Annotated in this window: 16 protein-coding genes; 8 read left to right on the top strand and 8 right to left on the bottom strand. The window is 38.3% G+C overall.

Translation table 11 applies throughout. The features are described 5' to 3' along the window. The 6 genes from LREU_RS09355 (at position 1) to cls (ending at position 6,376) form a co-directional block, all read left to right on the top strand. Complete coding sequence (locus LREU_RS09355; RefSeq protein WP_003669272.1) at positions 1 to 294, top strand: hypothetical protein; 294 nt, start codon at positions 1 to 3, stop codon at positions 292 to 294. Positions 295 to 367: 73 nt separating this feature from the next. Further along, positions 368 to 2,272, top strand: a complete 1,905-nt coding sequence (locus LREU_RS09350; RefSeq protein ID WP_003669271.1) for a M13 family metallopeptidase — start codon at positions 368 to 370, stop codon at positions 2,270 to 2,272. Positions 2,273 to 2,415: 143 nt separating this feature from the next. After that, a complete protein-coding gene (locus tag LREU_RS09345) occupies positions 2,416 to 3,036 on the top strand; it encodes a helix-turn-helix domain-containing protein (protein ID WP_003669269.1) in 621 nt (206 codons plus the stop codon). Next, positions 3,033 to 3,545 (top strand): O-acetyl-ADP-ribose deacetylase, encoded by a 513-nt coding sequence (locus LREU_RS09340; protein ID WP_003669268.1) that lies wholly within the window; start codon positions 3,033 to 3,035, stop codon positions 3,543 to 3,545. The genes LREU_RS09345 and LREU_RS09340 overlap by 4 nt, the downstream gene beginning before the upstream one ends. A 101-nt stretch (positions 3,546 to 3,646) precedes the next feature. Further along, positions 3,647 to 4,807 (top strand): MFS transporter, encoded by a 1,161-nt coding sequence (locus LREU_RS09335; RefSeq protein WP_003669266.1) that lies wholly within the window; start codon positions 3,647 to 3,649, stop codon positions 4,805 to 4,807. A gap of 75 nt (positions 4,808 to 4,882) precedes the next feature. Beyond that, a complete protein-coding gene (cls, locus tag LREU_RS09330; RefSeq protein WP_003669264.1) occupies positions 4,883 to 6,376 on the top strand; it encodes a cardiolipin synthase in 1,494 nt (497 codons plus the stop codon). A 216-nt stretch (positions 6,377 to 6,592) separates the two neighbouring features. Here cls and cysK read toward each other — a convergent pair whose 3' ends face one another. From cysK to LREU_RS09300, 6 genes are all read right to left on the bottom strand, one after another. Then, positions 6,593 to 7,516 (bottom strand): cysteine synthase A, encoded by a 924-nt coding sequence (gene cysK / locus LREU_RS09325; protein WP_003669261.1) that lies wholly within the window; start codon positions 7,514 to 7,516, stop codon positions 6,593 to 6,595. A 5-nt stretch (positions 7,517 to 7,521) separates the two neighbouring features. Continuing rightward, positions 7,522 to 8,349 (bottom strand): homoserine O-acetyltransferase/O-succinyltransferase family protein, encoded by an 828-nt coding sequence (locus tag LREU_RS09320; RefSeq protein WP_003669259.1) that lies wholly within the window; start codon positions 8,347 to 8,349, stop codon positions 7,522 to 7,524. A 240-nt stretch (positions 8,350 to 8,589) separates the two neighbouring features. Beyond that, complete coding sequence (locus LREU_RS09315) at positions 8,590 to 10,518, bottom strand: ABC transporter permease (protein WP_003669258.1); 1,929 nt, start codon at positions 10,516 to 10,518, stop codon at positions 8,590 to 8,592. Next, positions 10,518 to 11,273: an ABC transporter ATP-binding protein gene (locus LREU_RS09310; protein ID WP_003669256.1), complete on the bottom strand. Its 756-nt coding sequence runs from the start codon at positions 11,271 to 11,273 to the stop codon at positions 10,518 to 10,520. The genes LREU_RS09315 and LREU_RS09310 overlap by 1 nt, the downstream gene beginning before the upstream one ends. Before the next feature lie 112 nt (positions 11,274 to 11,385). Further along, entirely contained in the window at positions 11,386 to 12,366 is a 981-nt protein-coding gene (locus tag LREU_RS09305; protein ID WP_003669255.1) for a sensor histidine kinase, read from the bottom strand. Next, on the bottom strand, positions 12,359 to 13,078 hold the full coding sequence (locus LREU_RS09300) for a response regulator transcription factor (protein ID WP_003669254.1): 720 nt from the start codon (positions 13,076 to 13,078) through the stop codon (positions 12,359 to 12,361). The genes LREU_RS09305 and LREU_RS09300 overlap by 8 nt, the downstream gene beginning before the upstream one ends. Positions 13,079 to 13,157: 79 nt before the next feature. On the opposite strand from LREU_RS09300, the gene LREU_RS09295 reads away from it, so the two are divergent. After that, positions 13,158 to 14,000 (top strand): aldo/keto reductase, encoded by an 843-nt coding sequence (locus LREU_RS09295; protein WP_003669253.1) that lies wholly within the window; start codon positions 13,158 to 13,160, stop codon positions 13,998 to 14,000. Positions 14,001 to 14,193: 193 nt separating this feature from the next. On the opposite strand, the gene pnuC is transcribed toward LREU_RS09295, so the two are convergent. Both pnuC and greA read right to left on the bottom strand, forming a co-directional pair. Continuing rightward, positions 14,194 to 14,946 carry a nicotinamide riboside transporter PnuC gene (gene pnuC, locus LREU_RS09290; protein ID WP_011953584.1) on the bottom strand — a complete coding sequence of 251 codons (753 nt, stop codon included), beginning with the start codon at positions 14,944 to 14,946 and terminating at the stop codon, positions 14,194 to 14,196. A gap of 251 nt (positions 14,947 to 15,197) precedes the next feature. After that, positions 15,198 to 15,695, bottom strand: coding sequence for a transcription elongation factor GreA (greA, locus tag LREU_RS09285; protein ID WP_011953583.1), 498 nt, complete (start codon positions 15,693 to 15,695; stop codon positions 15,198 to 15,200). Between the two features lie 106 nt (positions 15,696 to 15,801). On the opposite strand from greA, the gene LREU_RS09280 reads away from it, so the two are divergent. After that, positions 15,802 to 16,923, top strand: a complete 1,122-nt coding sequence (locus LREU_RS09280) for a hypothetical protein (RefSeq protein ID WP_003669249.1) — start codon at positions 15,802 to 15,804, stop codon at positions 16,921 to 16,923. Positions 16,924 to 16,939: the final 16 nt, after the last annotated feature.

Here is a 16,939-nt window from a genome sequence, read left to right as displayed (position 1 = left end):
ATGACGACAATTTTAAATCCACAAGCCATGCAAAAGGTACTTACCCATAGCAAGGAATATGAGCGAGCAATTGGTCTTCTTAATAAACGGTGGGATCCAGATGAGCAGCCGATCTTTCGCAATGTTCTCCAGTCCGCAGATGTTCAATTTGCTCGGCAGCTCCAAATTGCTGGATTGATTAAGGGCAAGGTTGACTTAAGCAGTTACCAGGAAGTAAATCAATTAATGATGCAACATGACTCATGGTTTTCAGAAAGTGCCCGGAAAACTTTATTAAGTCCTTTTTTAGATTGAAGCAAATTTACGTGAATTTATAGTAGGCATAGTATAATAGTAAGTAATGTAACCTTTTAAGGAGGCCCTGCACATGGCAGTGAATAACGAATTAATTAAAGACGACTTATACGAAGCAGTAAACGGGGAATGGCTAAAGACGGCGAAGATTCCTGATGATAAGCCAGCTACTGGGGGCTTCAATGACCTCGTTGATGAGATTGACAAGCAGCTGATGTATGACTTTGATGCCTATGCAACGGGGAAGGAAAAGTCTGATGATTCGCGGTTTAATGAGATGATTAAGCTATATCGCCTCGCTAAAAAGTTTGATTGGCGTAAGAAGGTTGGCCCGCAACCGCTTAAACGGATGTTAGCAAGTGTAGAAAATCTTAATTCATATGAAGATTACCAATCTCAATGGAAGAACTGGATTTTAGCAGGGATGCCTTCACCGATTAGTTTTGATATTGACGCTGATATGAAGAATGCGACTGTTTATGCTTTATTTGCCTCATCACCATCGCTTATTTTGCCTGATAAGAGCTACTATGAAGCAGAAAAGAAGGCTCAGCACGATCAATTACTCCAATTGTGGTCTTCAATGGTGGAAGCCTTGATGGATAAGCTGGGGTATAGCAAAGAAGAAGCAAAAAAGATTATTGATGATGCAATCAAATTCGATGCCCTTCTTGCGCCAAATGTAAAGAGTGCTGAAGAAGCGGCTGATTATAGTAAGATGTATAATCCACAAACGGTTGCAGAACTAGCCAGTGCGACTGACCAACTTGATATTGCGGCAATAATTAAGCAGTTAGTTGGGGAAGAACCGGAAAAGGTAATTGTGACAGAACCAGAATATTTTAAGGCCCTGAATAAGATCTTACAAGGTAACTTTGAGCTCTTTAAAAACTGGGCATTAATTCGTGTTATTCGCGAAAATGCTAGTTACCTTGATGATGAAATGCGTGAAATCAATGGACGTTATGGTCGAGCACTTTCTGGAAGCAAGAAACCAGTTAGTCAGCGTAAATTTGCGTTCTATCTAGCACGTGACATGTTTAGCCAAGTAGCTGGGGATTATTATGGGAAGAAGTACTTTGGACCGCAAGCCAAGGCAGACGTGCACCATATGGTTGAGCAAATGATTAAAGTCTATAAGGGACGCTTGACCAATAATCAATGGCTTAGTAAGGATACCCGTGATAAGGCTATCCTCAAGCTTGATAAACTGGGCATTCAAGTTGGGTATCCAGATAAGATTCCTGCTCTTTATGATCAATTTAAGGTTGATGAAGAGGAATCTTTGATTGCAAACTTAAATCAATTAACAGTGACGGCTAATAAAGAATTATTCAGTCGTTGGAATAAACCTGTTGATCGGATGCGGTGGGAAATGAGTGCGGCCACAGTCAATGCTTACTACCACCCATTTAAGAATATCATTGTATTCCCAGCGGCAATCCTACAGGCACCGTTCTACTCGTTGAAACAAAGCAGCAGCCAAAATTATGGTGGAATTGGCGCAGTAATCGCCCATGAAATTTCTCACGCCTTTGACAACAACGGGTCATTATTTGATGAGTTTGGAAATCTTAATAACTGGTGGACAGATGAAGATTCTGCACACTTTAAGCAATTAGCTCAAAAGATGATTGAAGAATTTGATGGGATCCCATTTGCTGGTCAAAAGGTAAACGGGAAGCTCACGGTTTCTGAAAATATTGCCGATGCAGGAGGCCTCAGTTGTGCACTTGAAGCAGCAAAAACTGAAGCGGACTTCAATGCCCAAGAATTCTTTATTAACTGGGCAACTATTTGGCGAATGAAGGCAACGGAACAGTACATGCAATTACTGCTTTCAATTGATGTTCATGCACCGCAAAAATTACGTGCTAATATTCAAGCAGAAAATCTCGATGACTTCTACACAGCATTTGACATTAAGCCTGGGAATGAAATGTACCGGGCGCCAGAAGATCGGGTTCATATTTGGTAATTTAAGATTTACAGAAGGTTGGAAGTTTCTCCAGCCTTTTTGTTTGCTATGATTCTTAGCGTGACAAATATCGTCTTCTTCGGTAAAGTTTAAGCATAGTTAATTTCCCGGGAAATAAATTTAATTGAAGGTAGGAGAACTTATTGAAATTTGCCGATAAAATGAAATTATATCGTCGTCAAAAAGAATGGACTCAGCAGGATGTCGCAGAACGATTATTGATCTCGCGTAAAACAATTTCTAGTTGGGAAAATGGTCGGAGTTATCCTGATATTTTTATGTTGGTTCAAATAAGTGATCTCTACCATGTTAGTTTGGATGATTTATTACGGGAGGATCATGAGATGATAAATAACTATAAAGAAGAGCACACTATGAATAAACGAGTAGATAAAATTTTTGTTCTTTGTTATTTTTTGAATATTATTGGCGCTGTAGTTATAGTATTAAAACCAATTTTACCTTTTTTAAGTAATTACTTACCAAAACCGCTATTTACGATTATTTCTTTTATTATTGTTTCTAGTCTTATAATATTAGTCAGTTATGCTGATTGGTCTAAAATAAAAAATAAGCCTGGATTTTGGATAACGTGGCTGATAATAACATTATTAGAAGTAAGGTTAACATTTCCAATCAATGTTCCAATAAATGACAATGGAATTGGATATATCTGTGGTGCATTAACAGGAAATATATTGGTAGCATTATGTTTAACTTGCACTGTCTGGCTATATCCACAGTTTAAAAAGCGAAAGGGTTGATTTTATTGTCAGTAATTAGCGCAATCAAAGGAGATATTACCAAAATAAAAGTTGATGCAATCGTTAATGCCGCTAATACAACTTTAATGGGTGGCGGAGGTGTAGATGGTGCGATTCATCGAGCAGCTGGCCCAGCGTTATATGGTGCCTGTGAAAAATTTCATGGATGTCCAACTGGAGAAGCACGGATAACTGGCGGTTTTAACTTGCCAGCCAAATTCATTATTCACACGCCTGGACCAATTTGGCATGGTGGTGATAATGGTGAAGATCAATTGTTAGCCAATTCTTATCACAATAGTTTGCTGTTGGCTGATAAACATTTATGTCGGACGGTTGCCTTTACTTCAATCAGTACAGGGGTATATGCTTTCCCGCTTGAAAGGGCAGCAAAAATTGCGATTAAAACAATTAAAGATTTTCTCCCTACTGCCAATTGTGTTGATCAAGTAACGATGGTTTGCTTTGATGATAAAACCTTTGCTGCTTATCAATCACAACTTTATTAAGCTAAATAGTTCAAAACTATTGGAAATTAATTGTTAAACGTTTATAATTTTCTGGATTGACTTTTTCCAGAAAATTTTTTGTTTTAAAAAGGAGGTTTATTGTGAAGCACGCTAAATTGCGATCGTTCACTTTTATTCTTGTTGCATTTATGCTGGGATGTAATGAGTTTATGGTTGTGGGCGTTTTATCAGATATTGCACGGAGTTATCATGTTCCACTTTCCACAGTTGGTTTTTTGGTGACAGCTTTTGCAGGAGTCTATGCGATTAGTACGCCAATTATTACTACCTTAACTAGCAATTGGAATCGCTATAAGCTTCTTATGCTATTAATGACCGTCTTTTTTATTGGTAATACTTTAACTGCGATGGCACCAACACTTGGCTGGCTCCTATTTGCGCGAATTATTACTGCCGCTGTTGCTGGAACCATTATTTCATTAATTAACTTGCTAGTTAGTATAATTACCCCAATGGACAAGCGGCCAATGGTTCTAGCGTGGGTCGGCGCAGGTTTTAGTATTGCGTCGGTCATTGGGGTTCCTCTTGGTACAACCATCGCAACGTTACTTTCCTGGCATGATAGTTTTTGGATCATTTCGGGATTAACATTAATTGTGTTTGCGTTGTTAGCCTGGCTTACTCCTCGTGATACACCTCAAGTTAAAGGGAGCATTTTAGAACAGTTAGCGTTATTAAAAGATCACCGTGTTTTATTAGGAATTGGAATCACGGTGGCTGTTTTAAGCCTCCAGTATACTTTCTATACTTATGTTCGGCCGCTAATTACTACTGTGATGGGCTTTAGCTTAACTAGTCTAAATTGGTTGCTGCTTCTTTTAGGGGTAATGAGTATTATTGGTAACGAAATTGCTGGAATCGTTGCGAGTCACAATGGGGTTCAGAAACTGCCGATTGTCTTTATTCTCATGACAATCTTAAGTCTTGTTCTTGGGATTGCATTAGGAAATAAGATTACAGGAATGCTTGTTCTAGCAGCTCTTTGTGTCGTTGTAATTATATATGGAACAACTATCCAACTGGTATTTATTAGTGTGGCAGAAAAAGAATATCCGCAGTCATTAGCTTTAGCAACATCATTAATTTCGATTTTCGCTAATGTTGGAATTTCACTTGGATCCTTCACTGCTTCGACGACTGTTAACTTTGCTAATTTAACGATGCTTGGCTATGTAGGTGCAGTGTACGGACTTTTAGCGATCGGCTTATCTTTTGCCCTTCGTCGTTTTTATCGAAAATAATCTCTGAACCTGCTGAAAAGTAAGCAAATAATGGCTATAATGAATCAGTAATACTACTAGGGAGATTATTAAATTATGGATATTGTTTGGACATGGGATGTTGTTCGCCGCATTATTGAAGTCCTATGGTTAATTAACATTGCTTTTGCAGTATGGACCGTTTTTCGTAGTCGTCGGGATATTGCATCAACTTGGGCTTGGCTATTAGTCTTAACTATTTTGCCAGTAGTTGGATTTATCCTATATCTTTTTGTGGGACGACAATTATCCCATGATGAGATATTTAGTATTCAAGATGAGCAAAAACAATTACGGACCAAATATCTTGAAAAGCAACGAAAGCTAAGTGAAGAGCATGAGTTAATGCCAAAAGGGAGCCGGTTGTCACGCGATCGCCAGTTGGTTAACCTTTTTTTGAGTTTGAATGATTCAGTAGTAACCTTTAATAATAAAGTTCACGTATTTATTGATGGGAAAAAGAAGTTTGATAAGTTAATTGATGATATAAATCATGCAACTGATCATGTATATATTGAATACTATTCCTTTTATGCTGATAATCTAGGGAAGCGGGTGTTGGCAGCCTTAGAAGATGCAGCTGCCCGAGGAGTAAAAGTCCGCGTTCTCTATGACTTAAGTGGGTCTCATGGAACTACTTTCAAATTTTTTAAGCATTTAGAAGAGTTGGGTGGAGAAGCGCAAGCATTTATTGCCGCTGCCAAAGCTTATTTTCAAACGCCACGGTTAAACTACCATCTTCACCGTAAACTAGCTATTATCGATGGCAAGATTGGTTATATTGGTGGATTCAATATCGGTGATCAATACCTTGGCGAAGATCCGAAGTTTGGTTATTGGCGTGATACCCATCTTCGTGTCGTCGGACAAGCAACGATGATGATGACGGTGCGGTTTGCGATGGACTGGAATACAACTTGTCGGAAAACTCATAAAAAGAAAATTGACCTTGAAAAAGAATTTAAGAATTTTGAACTGGTTGCACCAGATGGCGATCCAGATGAGGTTCCAATGCAAATCGTATCTTCTGGACCGGATAATGAAAATTATTCGATTCGACGGGGATATGAATCAATTATTAGCTCAGCGCGAAAATATGTTTATATTCAATCACCATACCTTATTCCAGAAGATTCAGTGCTGGAAGCATTAGTAATTGCCGCAAGAAGTGGAATTGACGTCCGAATTATGATCCCATGCATGCCTGATCATCCATTTGTTTATCGGGCAACGGAATATTATGCTAAATACTTAGTGAACAATGGGGTAAAAGTTTACAAGTACGATAATGGCTTTATTCATTCAAAGACGATGGTTAGTGGGAGCAACATTGCTTCTGTTGGTTCGGCAAATATGGATTACCGTAGTTTTAGACTTAATTTTGAAGTCAATGCATTTGCGTACAATGAAAAACTAACAGCGCAGTTAAAGAAAGACTTTGAAAATGATATGAAAAAGAGTACTTTACTTACTCCTGAGTATTTTGCTAATCAATCAAAGTGGCGGAAATTCAAGCAATACTTTTCTCGCTTACTTTCACCAATTTTATAAAGAATCGAAAAATGACCAAGAAGCAGAATTTTATGTGCTCTTGGTCATTTTTCATTAATAATATTCTTCAATATAACAGTGCTTATTACACTGTAGTGAAACATTACATTGATCAGAAGTCATCAAATTATTAAGTGTAGCTAATGACGTAAGGTCGCGGTCAATAGAAAAAAGGAAAGAGATTAAAAATATCTTAGTCTCTTTCCTTTTTAATTTTTAGTAATTAAATAATTCTGTTGAAAGGTAACGGTCACCGCCATCAGGAGCAACAGTAATAACTTGCTTACCCTTACCAAGCTTTTTGGCAACTTCAATCGCACCTTTGATATTAGCACCAGCTGAGATACCAACAAGAATTCCTTCTTGATGACCGACTTCACGTGCCATCGCAATTGCGTCATCACTCTTAACTTCGAGGATTCCGTCATAAACATCATTATCAAGAACTTTCGGGATAAAGCCAGCACTGATCCCTTGAATTTTGTGCTTGCCACCTTTTCCTTCTTTTAATACTGGAGATTCTGCTGGTTCAAGAGCATAAACCTGAACATTAGGATTAGCTTTTTTCAATGCATGACCAACCCCAGTAAGTGTTCCTCCAGTACCAACCCCAGCAACAAATGCGTCAGGAATATCATCGCCAAATGCGTCAAGAATTTCTTTTCCTGTAGTTTTTTCGTGAATTGCTGGATTTGCTGGATTGTCAAATTGCATTGGCATAAAGTAGCCTTTTTCTTTAACGAGTTCTTCTGCTTTTGCAATTGCACCCTTCATTCCGTCGGCACCGGGAGTAAGAATAAGTTCGGCTCCATAACCTTGCATGAGTTTCCGGCGTTCAACACTCATTGTTTCTGGCATGGTGATGACAAGATGGTATCCCTTGGCAGCGGCAACCATTGCTAAACCAACCCCAGTGTTTCCAGAGGTTGGTTCGACAATGGTGCCACCTGCTTGTAATTTACCAGCTTTTTCAGCTTCTTCAATCATGGCAAGGGCAATCCGATCCTTAATTGAACCACCAGGATTAAAGAATTCAAGTTTTACATAGACGTCTGCTGCATCTTCAGGAACAACGCGATTTAACTTAACAATCGGAGTGTTACCGATTAAATTTACGATTGAATTTGTGATTTTCGTCATATTAATTACTCCTTTACAAATTGTTGTGTAGCTATGTGGTCCGCAACTGAATGAAGCCAATTATCAAAGAACACTCGTTGGGTAGTTTCCCAGCTGAATTCGGGATCTTTCATATGAAGCGGATCGCGAAAGTAGTTTTGCGGCTTAATATACTCAACGCCGGGATTAGCATTCCGTTCTCGTAAGTATTCCTTTAAAAGGGCATCCTTTCCGTATTCAAGATGGGAGAAAAGAAAGTATTGGTTCTTTTCTCGAGCGCGGAACGAGAATAAGAAGTTATTTTTGGTCACAGCATTAATAACTAATCGTGAATCTTCCATAATCTTGTCAATATCGAGTTCGGCATAACGAGCATGGGGAGCAAGAAACCCATCAGGTAATCCTTTTAAGAGGGGGTCTTGCGCGCGCAAATAATTGTGGAAGACTCCAAAAATTTTTTCAGGTAATTGAAATTTGGGAATATCATAAAGGTAGTTAGCCGCCGCCATCGCTCCCCAGCACACGTAAAGTTGCGGAATATTATTGGCAACTAATACGTCAATCAGTTGATGAATCTCATCAAGATACGTAATTTCTTCAAATGTAAGTTGTTCGATTGGGGCGCCGGTGATAATAAAAGCATCCATTGTGGCAACTTGTTTTAAATCTAAAGGTTGGGAAATCTTTTGAACAAGGTCAGGGACAGGGCGAGAAGTATAGTGTGTTTGAGGGTAAAAGTATTGTACATCAACATTGTAGGGTCCCTCAGAAAGTACTTTTGTAAATCGCAGTTGAGTATCTACTTTGTCATGCATTAAGTTAAGAATTCCTATTCTTAATGGATCGGCCGTCATGAAATCACCTCGATATAATTTAAATCAAACTAAAAACTGTCACTAAACAATAACATAGATTAATCACGCCTAAATAAGGGCAGTCTAATCTGTCGTGAGTAGTTTAGCAACAGCTTGTAAGTTTTTCTATGATGGTGGTGTTAATAAGAATCATGAACGACATCTCCTCATTTATCGGCCGTACTTATTTATAGTAATTAAAGTGTAACCGTTAAAATAAGAAATGTCAATTTATAGTATTTAACCTTGTGCAACGATTTTTCGGTACATTCTGGTAGTAAGTCCATAAATAGCAAAGTAAAGGCATAGGAGGACAAGAGTGATTGATACGGCTATTATCGCCATCAATCGAACATTATAGAAATTAAATTGAATTAGAATTTGTCGAATTGCAGGAATCGCAAAGCAAAGATTAATTATTGCACCAACTACTGGCAACATGAAGACCATCAATACTTGACTATGAATACTCTTGGTTGTTTCTTTCTCACTTAAACCAACTTGCTGCATAGTCTTAAAGCGATATTGATCTTCATAACCCTCAGTAATTTGTTTAAAGTAAATTACAACAGTTGTCGTGATTCCTAGGGCAAAGCTAATGAGAATTCCTAAAAAGACGATTCCGCCATAGAGACTGGTCAATTGACTACGAAGGTTTGTCCGGGAAGAATATGCTTGGTTTGGCAAGTGAAGCTGGGCTTGAAGATCATTTTCAAAGTTAAGATGAGCTTTCTTACTGCCGTTTAAGCGATAATTAATTCCTGTGAAGTTAATTGTGGTAGTGTTTGCCGGAAGTTTATTTGTGATTATAAAAATTGGTGAATAAATAGCGTGACTTGGATTAAAGTAGTAGTTAAAGTCATGGATAGGAGTAGCTTGGTATTTTTGCGAACCAATCTGTAAAGTACCACGATGTTCTTTAGCAGGGGAATAAATCAAAGCCTTATTTGCTGCTAATTTAACATGTTTATCCGCAATCCGATTATAAGTTGCTGTCGACATGGTAATGACCGTATTGGTAGTTTGATTAGTCATATCCTGTAAATCACCCTGGTTGATGAAATGATTATTTTCCCAGTAGCCGTATTGCGGAGCGCTCGTTGTAAAGGTAACAGGCTTATTAAGTTGAGCATGGTGTTTTTTGGCAACAGAATTGATGGTCGATTCTTGTTGTGCAGTAAGTTTCTGCGAGGTGATAATTGTAAGGTCGCGTGGGGCATAAGAATTGACCGTATCATTAATGCCGGCATACATAGTTAAAGATGTAAATAAAATTACAAGGACAGAGCTACAGAGTAAACAAATCGTTGCAAGACTAGCGCCATTTTGTTCCATCCGTTGTAACATTCCGGAAACCGCGATAAAGTGGCGAGGGCGATAGTAATATCCTTTATTTTTTTGCAGGAGTTTAAGGACAATAATGCTACCAGCAATAAAAATGAGGTACGTTCCAATCACAACTAAGAAGACCGCAGTCATGAATGTTGTTAAAGCAGACATCCGCGGTTTAACTGTAATTGTAAGATAATAGGCGTAGGCAAGGACTGCAACACCCAAAAGACCGGCAAAAGTAAAGAACTTACCATGACGCGCGATTTTAGTTTGTTGGGGATGCCATAATTCGTTTGGATTTAGCCGGAATAGTTTGATCAGATCAATGACCATTAAAATTAAGAAAAAGCCGCCAATGATGACGATTGTATTTATCACCGCGCCCCATTCAATCCAAGGTTGAGATAAATGATCGATTTGCAAGAGATGAGCAAAGCCAAGAAAAGCGAGTCGATCAAAAATAATCCCAAATAAAGTCCCGAGAAAAAGGCTAATTACTAAAAGATAGCACTTTTCAATGACTGTTAGCACTTGTAAGTTACGTCTCGTCATCCCCAGCATACTATAAAGGCCCATTTCTTGTTGACGCTGTTGCCATAAGAAACGATTGACGTAGATCATAAACGCAAGTGTTACCAGGATAATAAAAGTTGACCCTGTTTGCATTAATGCTTTAGTAACTGCCGCGCTTGGTAAATCTTTAAGGCTGCGATTAATTTCAACTGCCTTAAAAATATAGTTAATGGCGACTAGCATTGTCATTGATATGAGGTAAGGGATGTAAGCTTTAAGATTACGCTTAAAACTTGAATTAATCAGTTTGAAAAAGAGCATCATTATTCACCGCCATTCGTTAAGGTCATCATTGTCTGACTAATTTGTTGTTGGTAGTCTTTAAGTGAAAGGTCACCACGATAGAGTTCATGATAGATTCGACCATCCTTAATGAAGAGTGTGCGTTTAGCATGACTAGCAGCAGCGGCACTGTGCGTAACCATAATAATTGTTTGACCGTTAGCATTAACTTCATCAAAGAGTTCAAGAATTTCGTTACTGGTGTTTGAATCTAAAGCTCCAGTAGGTTCGTCTGCGAGAAGGAGGTCTGGGTGGGTAATTAACGCCCGTGCAATCGCAATTCGCTGTTGCTGGCCTCCAGAAATTTCACTGGGAAAACGATCAATAATTTTATTAATACGTAAGCGATCAATTAAGGGCTTGATCCGTTCTTCCATTGTTGCTACCGGAGCTTTTGCTAGAACAAGTGGTAAGTAGACGTTGTCGCGATTTGAGAGACTATCAAGTAAGTTGAAATGCTGGAAAACAAAGCCGAGGTGTTCCCGCCGATAACGAGCTGCATCGTCTTTGGAAAGCTGCCGGAGATCTTGACCATTAAGGATTGCCTGTCCGTTGGTTGCTTGTTCTAAGGTTGCAATTATATTTAATAAGGTACTTTTACCAGCACCAGATTCTCCCATAATTGCAACATACTCCCCCTCTTCAACTTTAAAGGTAATATCTTTTAAGGCCATTACTGGATTAGCGGAGTTAGGATTATAGACGCGTTGAACGTGTTGAAGGTTTAATAATGTCATAGTAATTTTCCTTTCTGGTAGAGAACTAATTTTGATTATGTCTTAATTATAAAAAGGTTCTGTGCAACTTCCTACTTACGGAAGTGTACAGAACCTTACAGTTTTGTAAGAATTAGTTTGATGATCTGATATTATCTGGTAAGAAAGATAGAATAGCTGTTGTTCCCTTAGATTGAACTGATGAGATGCTAACCTTGAAATTTAAGTGCTCAGTGACTTTTTTAACAAGGTACAGTCCCATCCCAGTAGCAGCAGTTGTTTGGTGCCCGTTTTTCCCGGTAAAACCATTATCAAAGATTCGCGGAAGATCATTCATTGAGATACCGCATCCATGGTCAGCGATCCGCAAAGAATTCATTTCCCAGGAAATATTGATTGTACTATTAGGAGCTGAGTATTTAATTGCATTTGAAAGTAGTTGTTCAATGCAGAACAGCAACCATTTACGATCAGTGAGAACCTTAATTCCGTCCAAGCCGGTTAATTCTGGAATCAATTGTTTATGAATGAAGGCCGCAGAATTTTGTTGCAAAATATTATTGATTAAGTTGGCAATATCAATCCATTGAAAATCGTAATCATGATTATTAATTGCTAGTCGTTCGTCATTTAACAACAAATTGAGATAATAGTTAGCTTGGTGGATATTCTTTTTTACTTCTGGACTTGCGACAGTTGGTGAATTTTCTGCCGCGGCATTAAGACTTGTTAAATAGTTTTTAATTTCATGAGTAAATAATTCAAGGTGGTCAAGCTGTTCGTGTTGAGTTGCTTGTAACTGACGGATTGTGTCAATGTTTTTTGCTTGTTCATCTTGCAATAGTTCAACAAGTTTTCCCTCAGTCATATTGGTAGGAGTGAATTTATCGAGCTGAGAAATATTTAAATGGCGCAATCGATAATATTTAATTGCACCACTACCGATAAGCCACACTATAAAAAAGGGAAGAGAAAAGCGAATCACATCGCCCCAAAAAACAGTTGGGAGATTATATAAGATTACTAAAAGCCCAATCAGCCCTAAGAGAAAAAGATATCCAATAGTAGGAAAAAGGATTGAGCGCCAGAATAATTTGAAATAACGTTTATTCATTGTTTTCCACCAATCGATAGCCAAGGCCACGTTCTGTGTGAATACATTGCCGTAAACCAATTGTGCTTAGCTTAGTTCTTAACCGACTAATATTAACGTTAAGGGTGTTCTCATTAAGGTATTTGCCACCTTGCCATAACCATTGAAGTAATTGCTCCTTAGAAACGGTTTTATTACGGTGACTGAGTAAAACTTGGAGCATAGAGCCTTCAGTTGGAGTGAGCTGGGCAGTACCGTTTTCGTTTGTAAGAATATTAGTAAGGGGATTGAATGAATTATGATCCCACATTATTTCTTCTGCATCAGCCGTCTGCTTATTTCGCCGTAACAAAGCTTGAATTTTAGCTAAAAGCACTGTCATCGCAAATGGCTTCATAATATAATCATCTGCACCCGCGGCCACTGCATGCATGACATTGGTATCAATTTCAGCTGCAGAAATAACTATAATCGGCACTTGACTATGTTTGCGAACCTCTTGAATCCAATAAAAGCCATCGAACGTTGGAAGGGTAATATCAAATAAGACCAGATCTGGGTTTGTAGCAAGAATTTCATTTGCAATGTTTTGCCAGTTGTTAACTGTGATGACATCGTGTTGCCATTTATTTAATTCTTGAGTTGTGGAATGAATAATATCAGGATTATCTTCAACGATAAATATTTTAGCCATAATTGTTTCCCCGTAAATAGATTTAAACTCATCATACATTAGTTTGTTCAGAAAGGAAAATTTCGATATTGACAATCCTCAGTTACTGATTAAAGATAAGGAAAGGACGTGATTTTTAATGGATATTAAGGACAACCTATTAACCCTTGCCGATGGAAACGAAATGCCTCAAGAAGGTTTTGGCCTTTATAAGGTAGATGGCCAAGCGACAATGAATCAAGCAGTCAAAAAGGCATACGAAGATGGGTACCGGCTTTTTGATACGGCTCAGTTATACGGAAATGAGCAAGAAGTGGGGATGGCTTTTAAGCAATTGGCCATTCCACGCGATAATATTTTTGTAACAACTAAAGTGGCAGAAGAAAATCAAGGTTACGATACGGCCATTGAATCTGTCAAAGAATCCTTACATAAATTACAAATGGATTACGTTGATTTGTTACTTGTTCACTGGCCAATTGAACGATCATTTTTTGATACCTGGCGAGCTTTTGAAGAAATGAAAAAAGAAGGACTTACTAGGTCAATTGGTGTAAGCAACTACCAAATGATTCATCTTCAATATTTAGCAACCCAAGCAAATGAAATGCCGGTTGTTGATCAAATTGAGTTGCATCCGCTATTAACACAAAAACCACTATTAGAATTTAATCGTCAACATCAAATAGTAACGCAAGCCTGGAGTCCATTAGGGCGAGGAGCAGTTCTCAATGAACCAGTATTAAAAGATATTGCTGCTGCTCATAATAAATCCATCGCGCAAATTATACTGCGGTGGCATTTCCAGAATGGTGTTTCTTTTATTCCCAAGTCAGTTCATGAAGAGCGAATTGCCCAAAACGCTGATATTTACGATTTTGAACTTAACGCCCAAGAAATGGCACAGATAGATGCATTAAATGCTTATCATCGTACTGGTCGTGAACCAGAATTAGTTTATGAATACAATAAACAATATTAAACACAAAAACAGGGAGCGAGACAGAAGTCACTCGTGACTTCGTTTTTCGACGCGAAGCTAGCCTCTGGGAGCCCCCGCAAGCAACAATAGGCCTCTAACGTTCGGTGTTACCGGACGTTAGAGGCCATTGTTGTACTGCGTATTTGCTTTTTATGAAAGTAACTTAACTTATGTCACAGTCCTGTTTTTAGATTTATTCTAAGCCCAATTCTTTGGCATAGGCTGCTTCTTCCTTACTGAGACGTTGACGTTCACGTTCGTTGTACCATGGTGAAATGGTAAAGGCGAGAACATCATTAATAAGGTAAATTGAGCTGTTAACGGCCATTGCTAAAGTGGCAGATCCTTGCTTGTAAGAAACAAACCAGAGTACTAGTTGCGCAAGACCAGATGCAAGCCACCAGAAATATTGGTTGTTAAAACGTAAGAAGCAAATAACACCAGCGGACAGACTGATGGAAAAGCTGATTGCATCAATCCATGGTCGTGGATCGTCAGTAAGATGACCGATTAAATAACCAGAAACGAAATAGACAATAATTGTTGCAATGATGGCAACCGTCCATGAACGAGCATTGAATTTACGGATCTTTGATGCCATGTTAACATTCCAGTTTGCGGAAAGTAATACTGGTAAATCGAGGGTAATAACATAGGCGATTTGTTCGGCAATACTTAAATAATTTTTAGCACTAAAACCAGCAATGATGAAACATAATGCTGATAAAATACCTAAGAAACCATTTACCGACTTAGCAGCATTAATTGCTAAAACGCAAAGTACCCCAAGCGTGGTTCCAATAAATGTAATGACAGTTACCCACGTTATTGGAGCACTAACTAAAGTCATTACCTGGCATCCAAGACTGAAAAAGAATAGGTAATAATTTTGTTGTGGCCAGCCCTTTAATTGGTGGGCAAGAAATTTAAAATAATCGCTAATCATTAATATAACTCCCTCTACTATATGTTGTGCAATTTTGTGGTTACTGCCGGCTAGTAACACAAGATATTGTGGATGCAAAAAAAGCAACGTTTAATAGTATACCGAGTCAAAATCAGGGATGCAATACCCAAAAGTTTATTTAATCAGTCGCTTAGATTAATTAAAGGGCGGGAAATTAACCCTATCGTTGAAAATAATAAATTTAAAAATTTCCTTTAGCCGATTACGGAACATCGAATGACTTATCAACACTATAATTCAACTTTAACAATTTTAACTTTATATGAAGATTGCGGCGCTTCAACGGTTACAGTGGTCCCAGCTGTTTGGTGAAGAATGGCTTGACCAAGGGGAGAATCAAAGGAGATTTTTTGTTTGGCAAGATCAGCTTCCTGCTTTCCCACAATATGATAAGTTTCTTGTTCATGGTCATCTTCAAATTCAATTGTCACGGTTGTCCCTAAATCAATAGTGTGATCATTCTTGGGGGTCACAATTTCAGCATACTGAAGTTGTTTATTAAGGTACCGAAGCCTACTCTCAAGGTGACGTAATTCACGCTTAGCAGTACTATATTCTGTATTTTCAGATAAGTCACCAAGCGCACGGGCTGCTTTTAATTGTTCAATTTTTGCGGGTCTTTGCTGTTGTAATTTTGCAATTTGTTCTTCAATTTCATGATAGCCATTTGCAGTCATTTTTTGAAAATAGACATTTTTCATTGCTTCCTGGATCTTTTTTCGTTGCATTGGTATAGTTTCTCCTTGTACATTAGCAATCTTGTTATATTTACTAGATATAATTATGATATGATAGAAAGGAAAATTCAATTTGGAGACGGAGGATATATAGATAATGAACGAACAAGAACAACATATTGACCAGTTTCTTACTTCGTCCAACTATCATCAGTTATCTGCTAATCAGCAAAAGCATGCACAGGATATTTTGACGCGTTTTAATAACCAGATGGCAAATGATCAGCATTTGACCGATACTACTTGGACACCAGAAGCAGTAAAAGCGGTCATGGTCGGGGAATTCATCGCTGATCCAGCACTAACTAATCAATTTGGAATTGCGGTTGTTCCAGTTTTGCGAGCTTATCAAGAATTTTTGAAAGTTGAAAATCTTGCGGAAGTTGTAAAAGCAATGGAAGAACAACGGGCAAAGATGAACGAGTGTCGGAAAGCACATAAGACATGGGCACAATTACATGGGGATGCGGAAAATGACGAAGCAGAAGCAACCCCGGTTCAAGCAAGTCCTGCTAAAAAAGAAATTACATGGACACCGGAGAAGTTCAAGGATTTATTAGCAAACGTGCAACAAGCTATTAAGTCGGCTTCCCAATTCAATAATCTTGAATTAGATGATGTTGAGTTGAACTATGTTGTGCAAGAGTTCTTGGAATTAATGGTTCAAGAATGTAATGAATATCCAGGTCAATGGACTTTCAGCAACTTGCAACGCGTATTAGGCATGATGATGCCATTAGATCCACATATTTCAATTAAGCAGATTCACAACATCGTACCGAGCGCGCAGGCCTTGTTTGAATACTTGAAGCAAAATGATTATATCAACATGGATCAATACAAGTTGGGCTTAAAGGCAATTGCTAATATGCAACCATCAGAAGACATGCTTGCCTCATTAAATCGTGATGAGCGGGAAACCCAATTAGTTTTATCATTCATCAATAGTAATGGTATCGATACTGATGATGTAGATGTGGCCGAAGCGTGGATGGATGACCATAAGCAGGAAGTTGCTGACTTTATGCGTGGCCTATTGAATCCATGGGGTGAATATGAACGTAAGCGTCTGCTCAAGCGTCAGCGCGAAATGCAACAAAAGCAACAAGTGGCTAAGCGTAGTGATAACCAAGTTGATTCACAATTAAAGCGGAAAAAGAAGTCCCTTCAAGGAATCAAGTTTAGTAAAAAGGCTCGGCGGAAATTACGTCGCCATTAATTTTTTTAGAGGAGGA

It is taken from the genome of Limosilactobacillus reuteri subsp. reuteri, assembly GCF_000016825.1.
Taxonomy (GTDB): domain Bacteria; phylum Bacillota; class Bacilli; order Lactobacillales; family Lactobacillaceae; genus Limosilactobacillus; species Limosilactobacillus reuteri.
The sequence above is the reverse complement of the archived record's forward strand: the minus strand, read 5'-3'. Positions and strand labels throughout refer to the sequence as shown.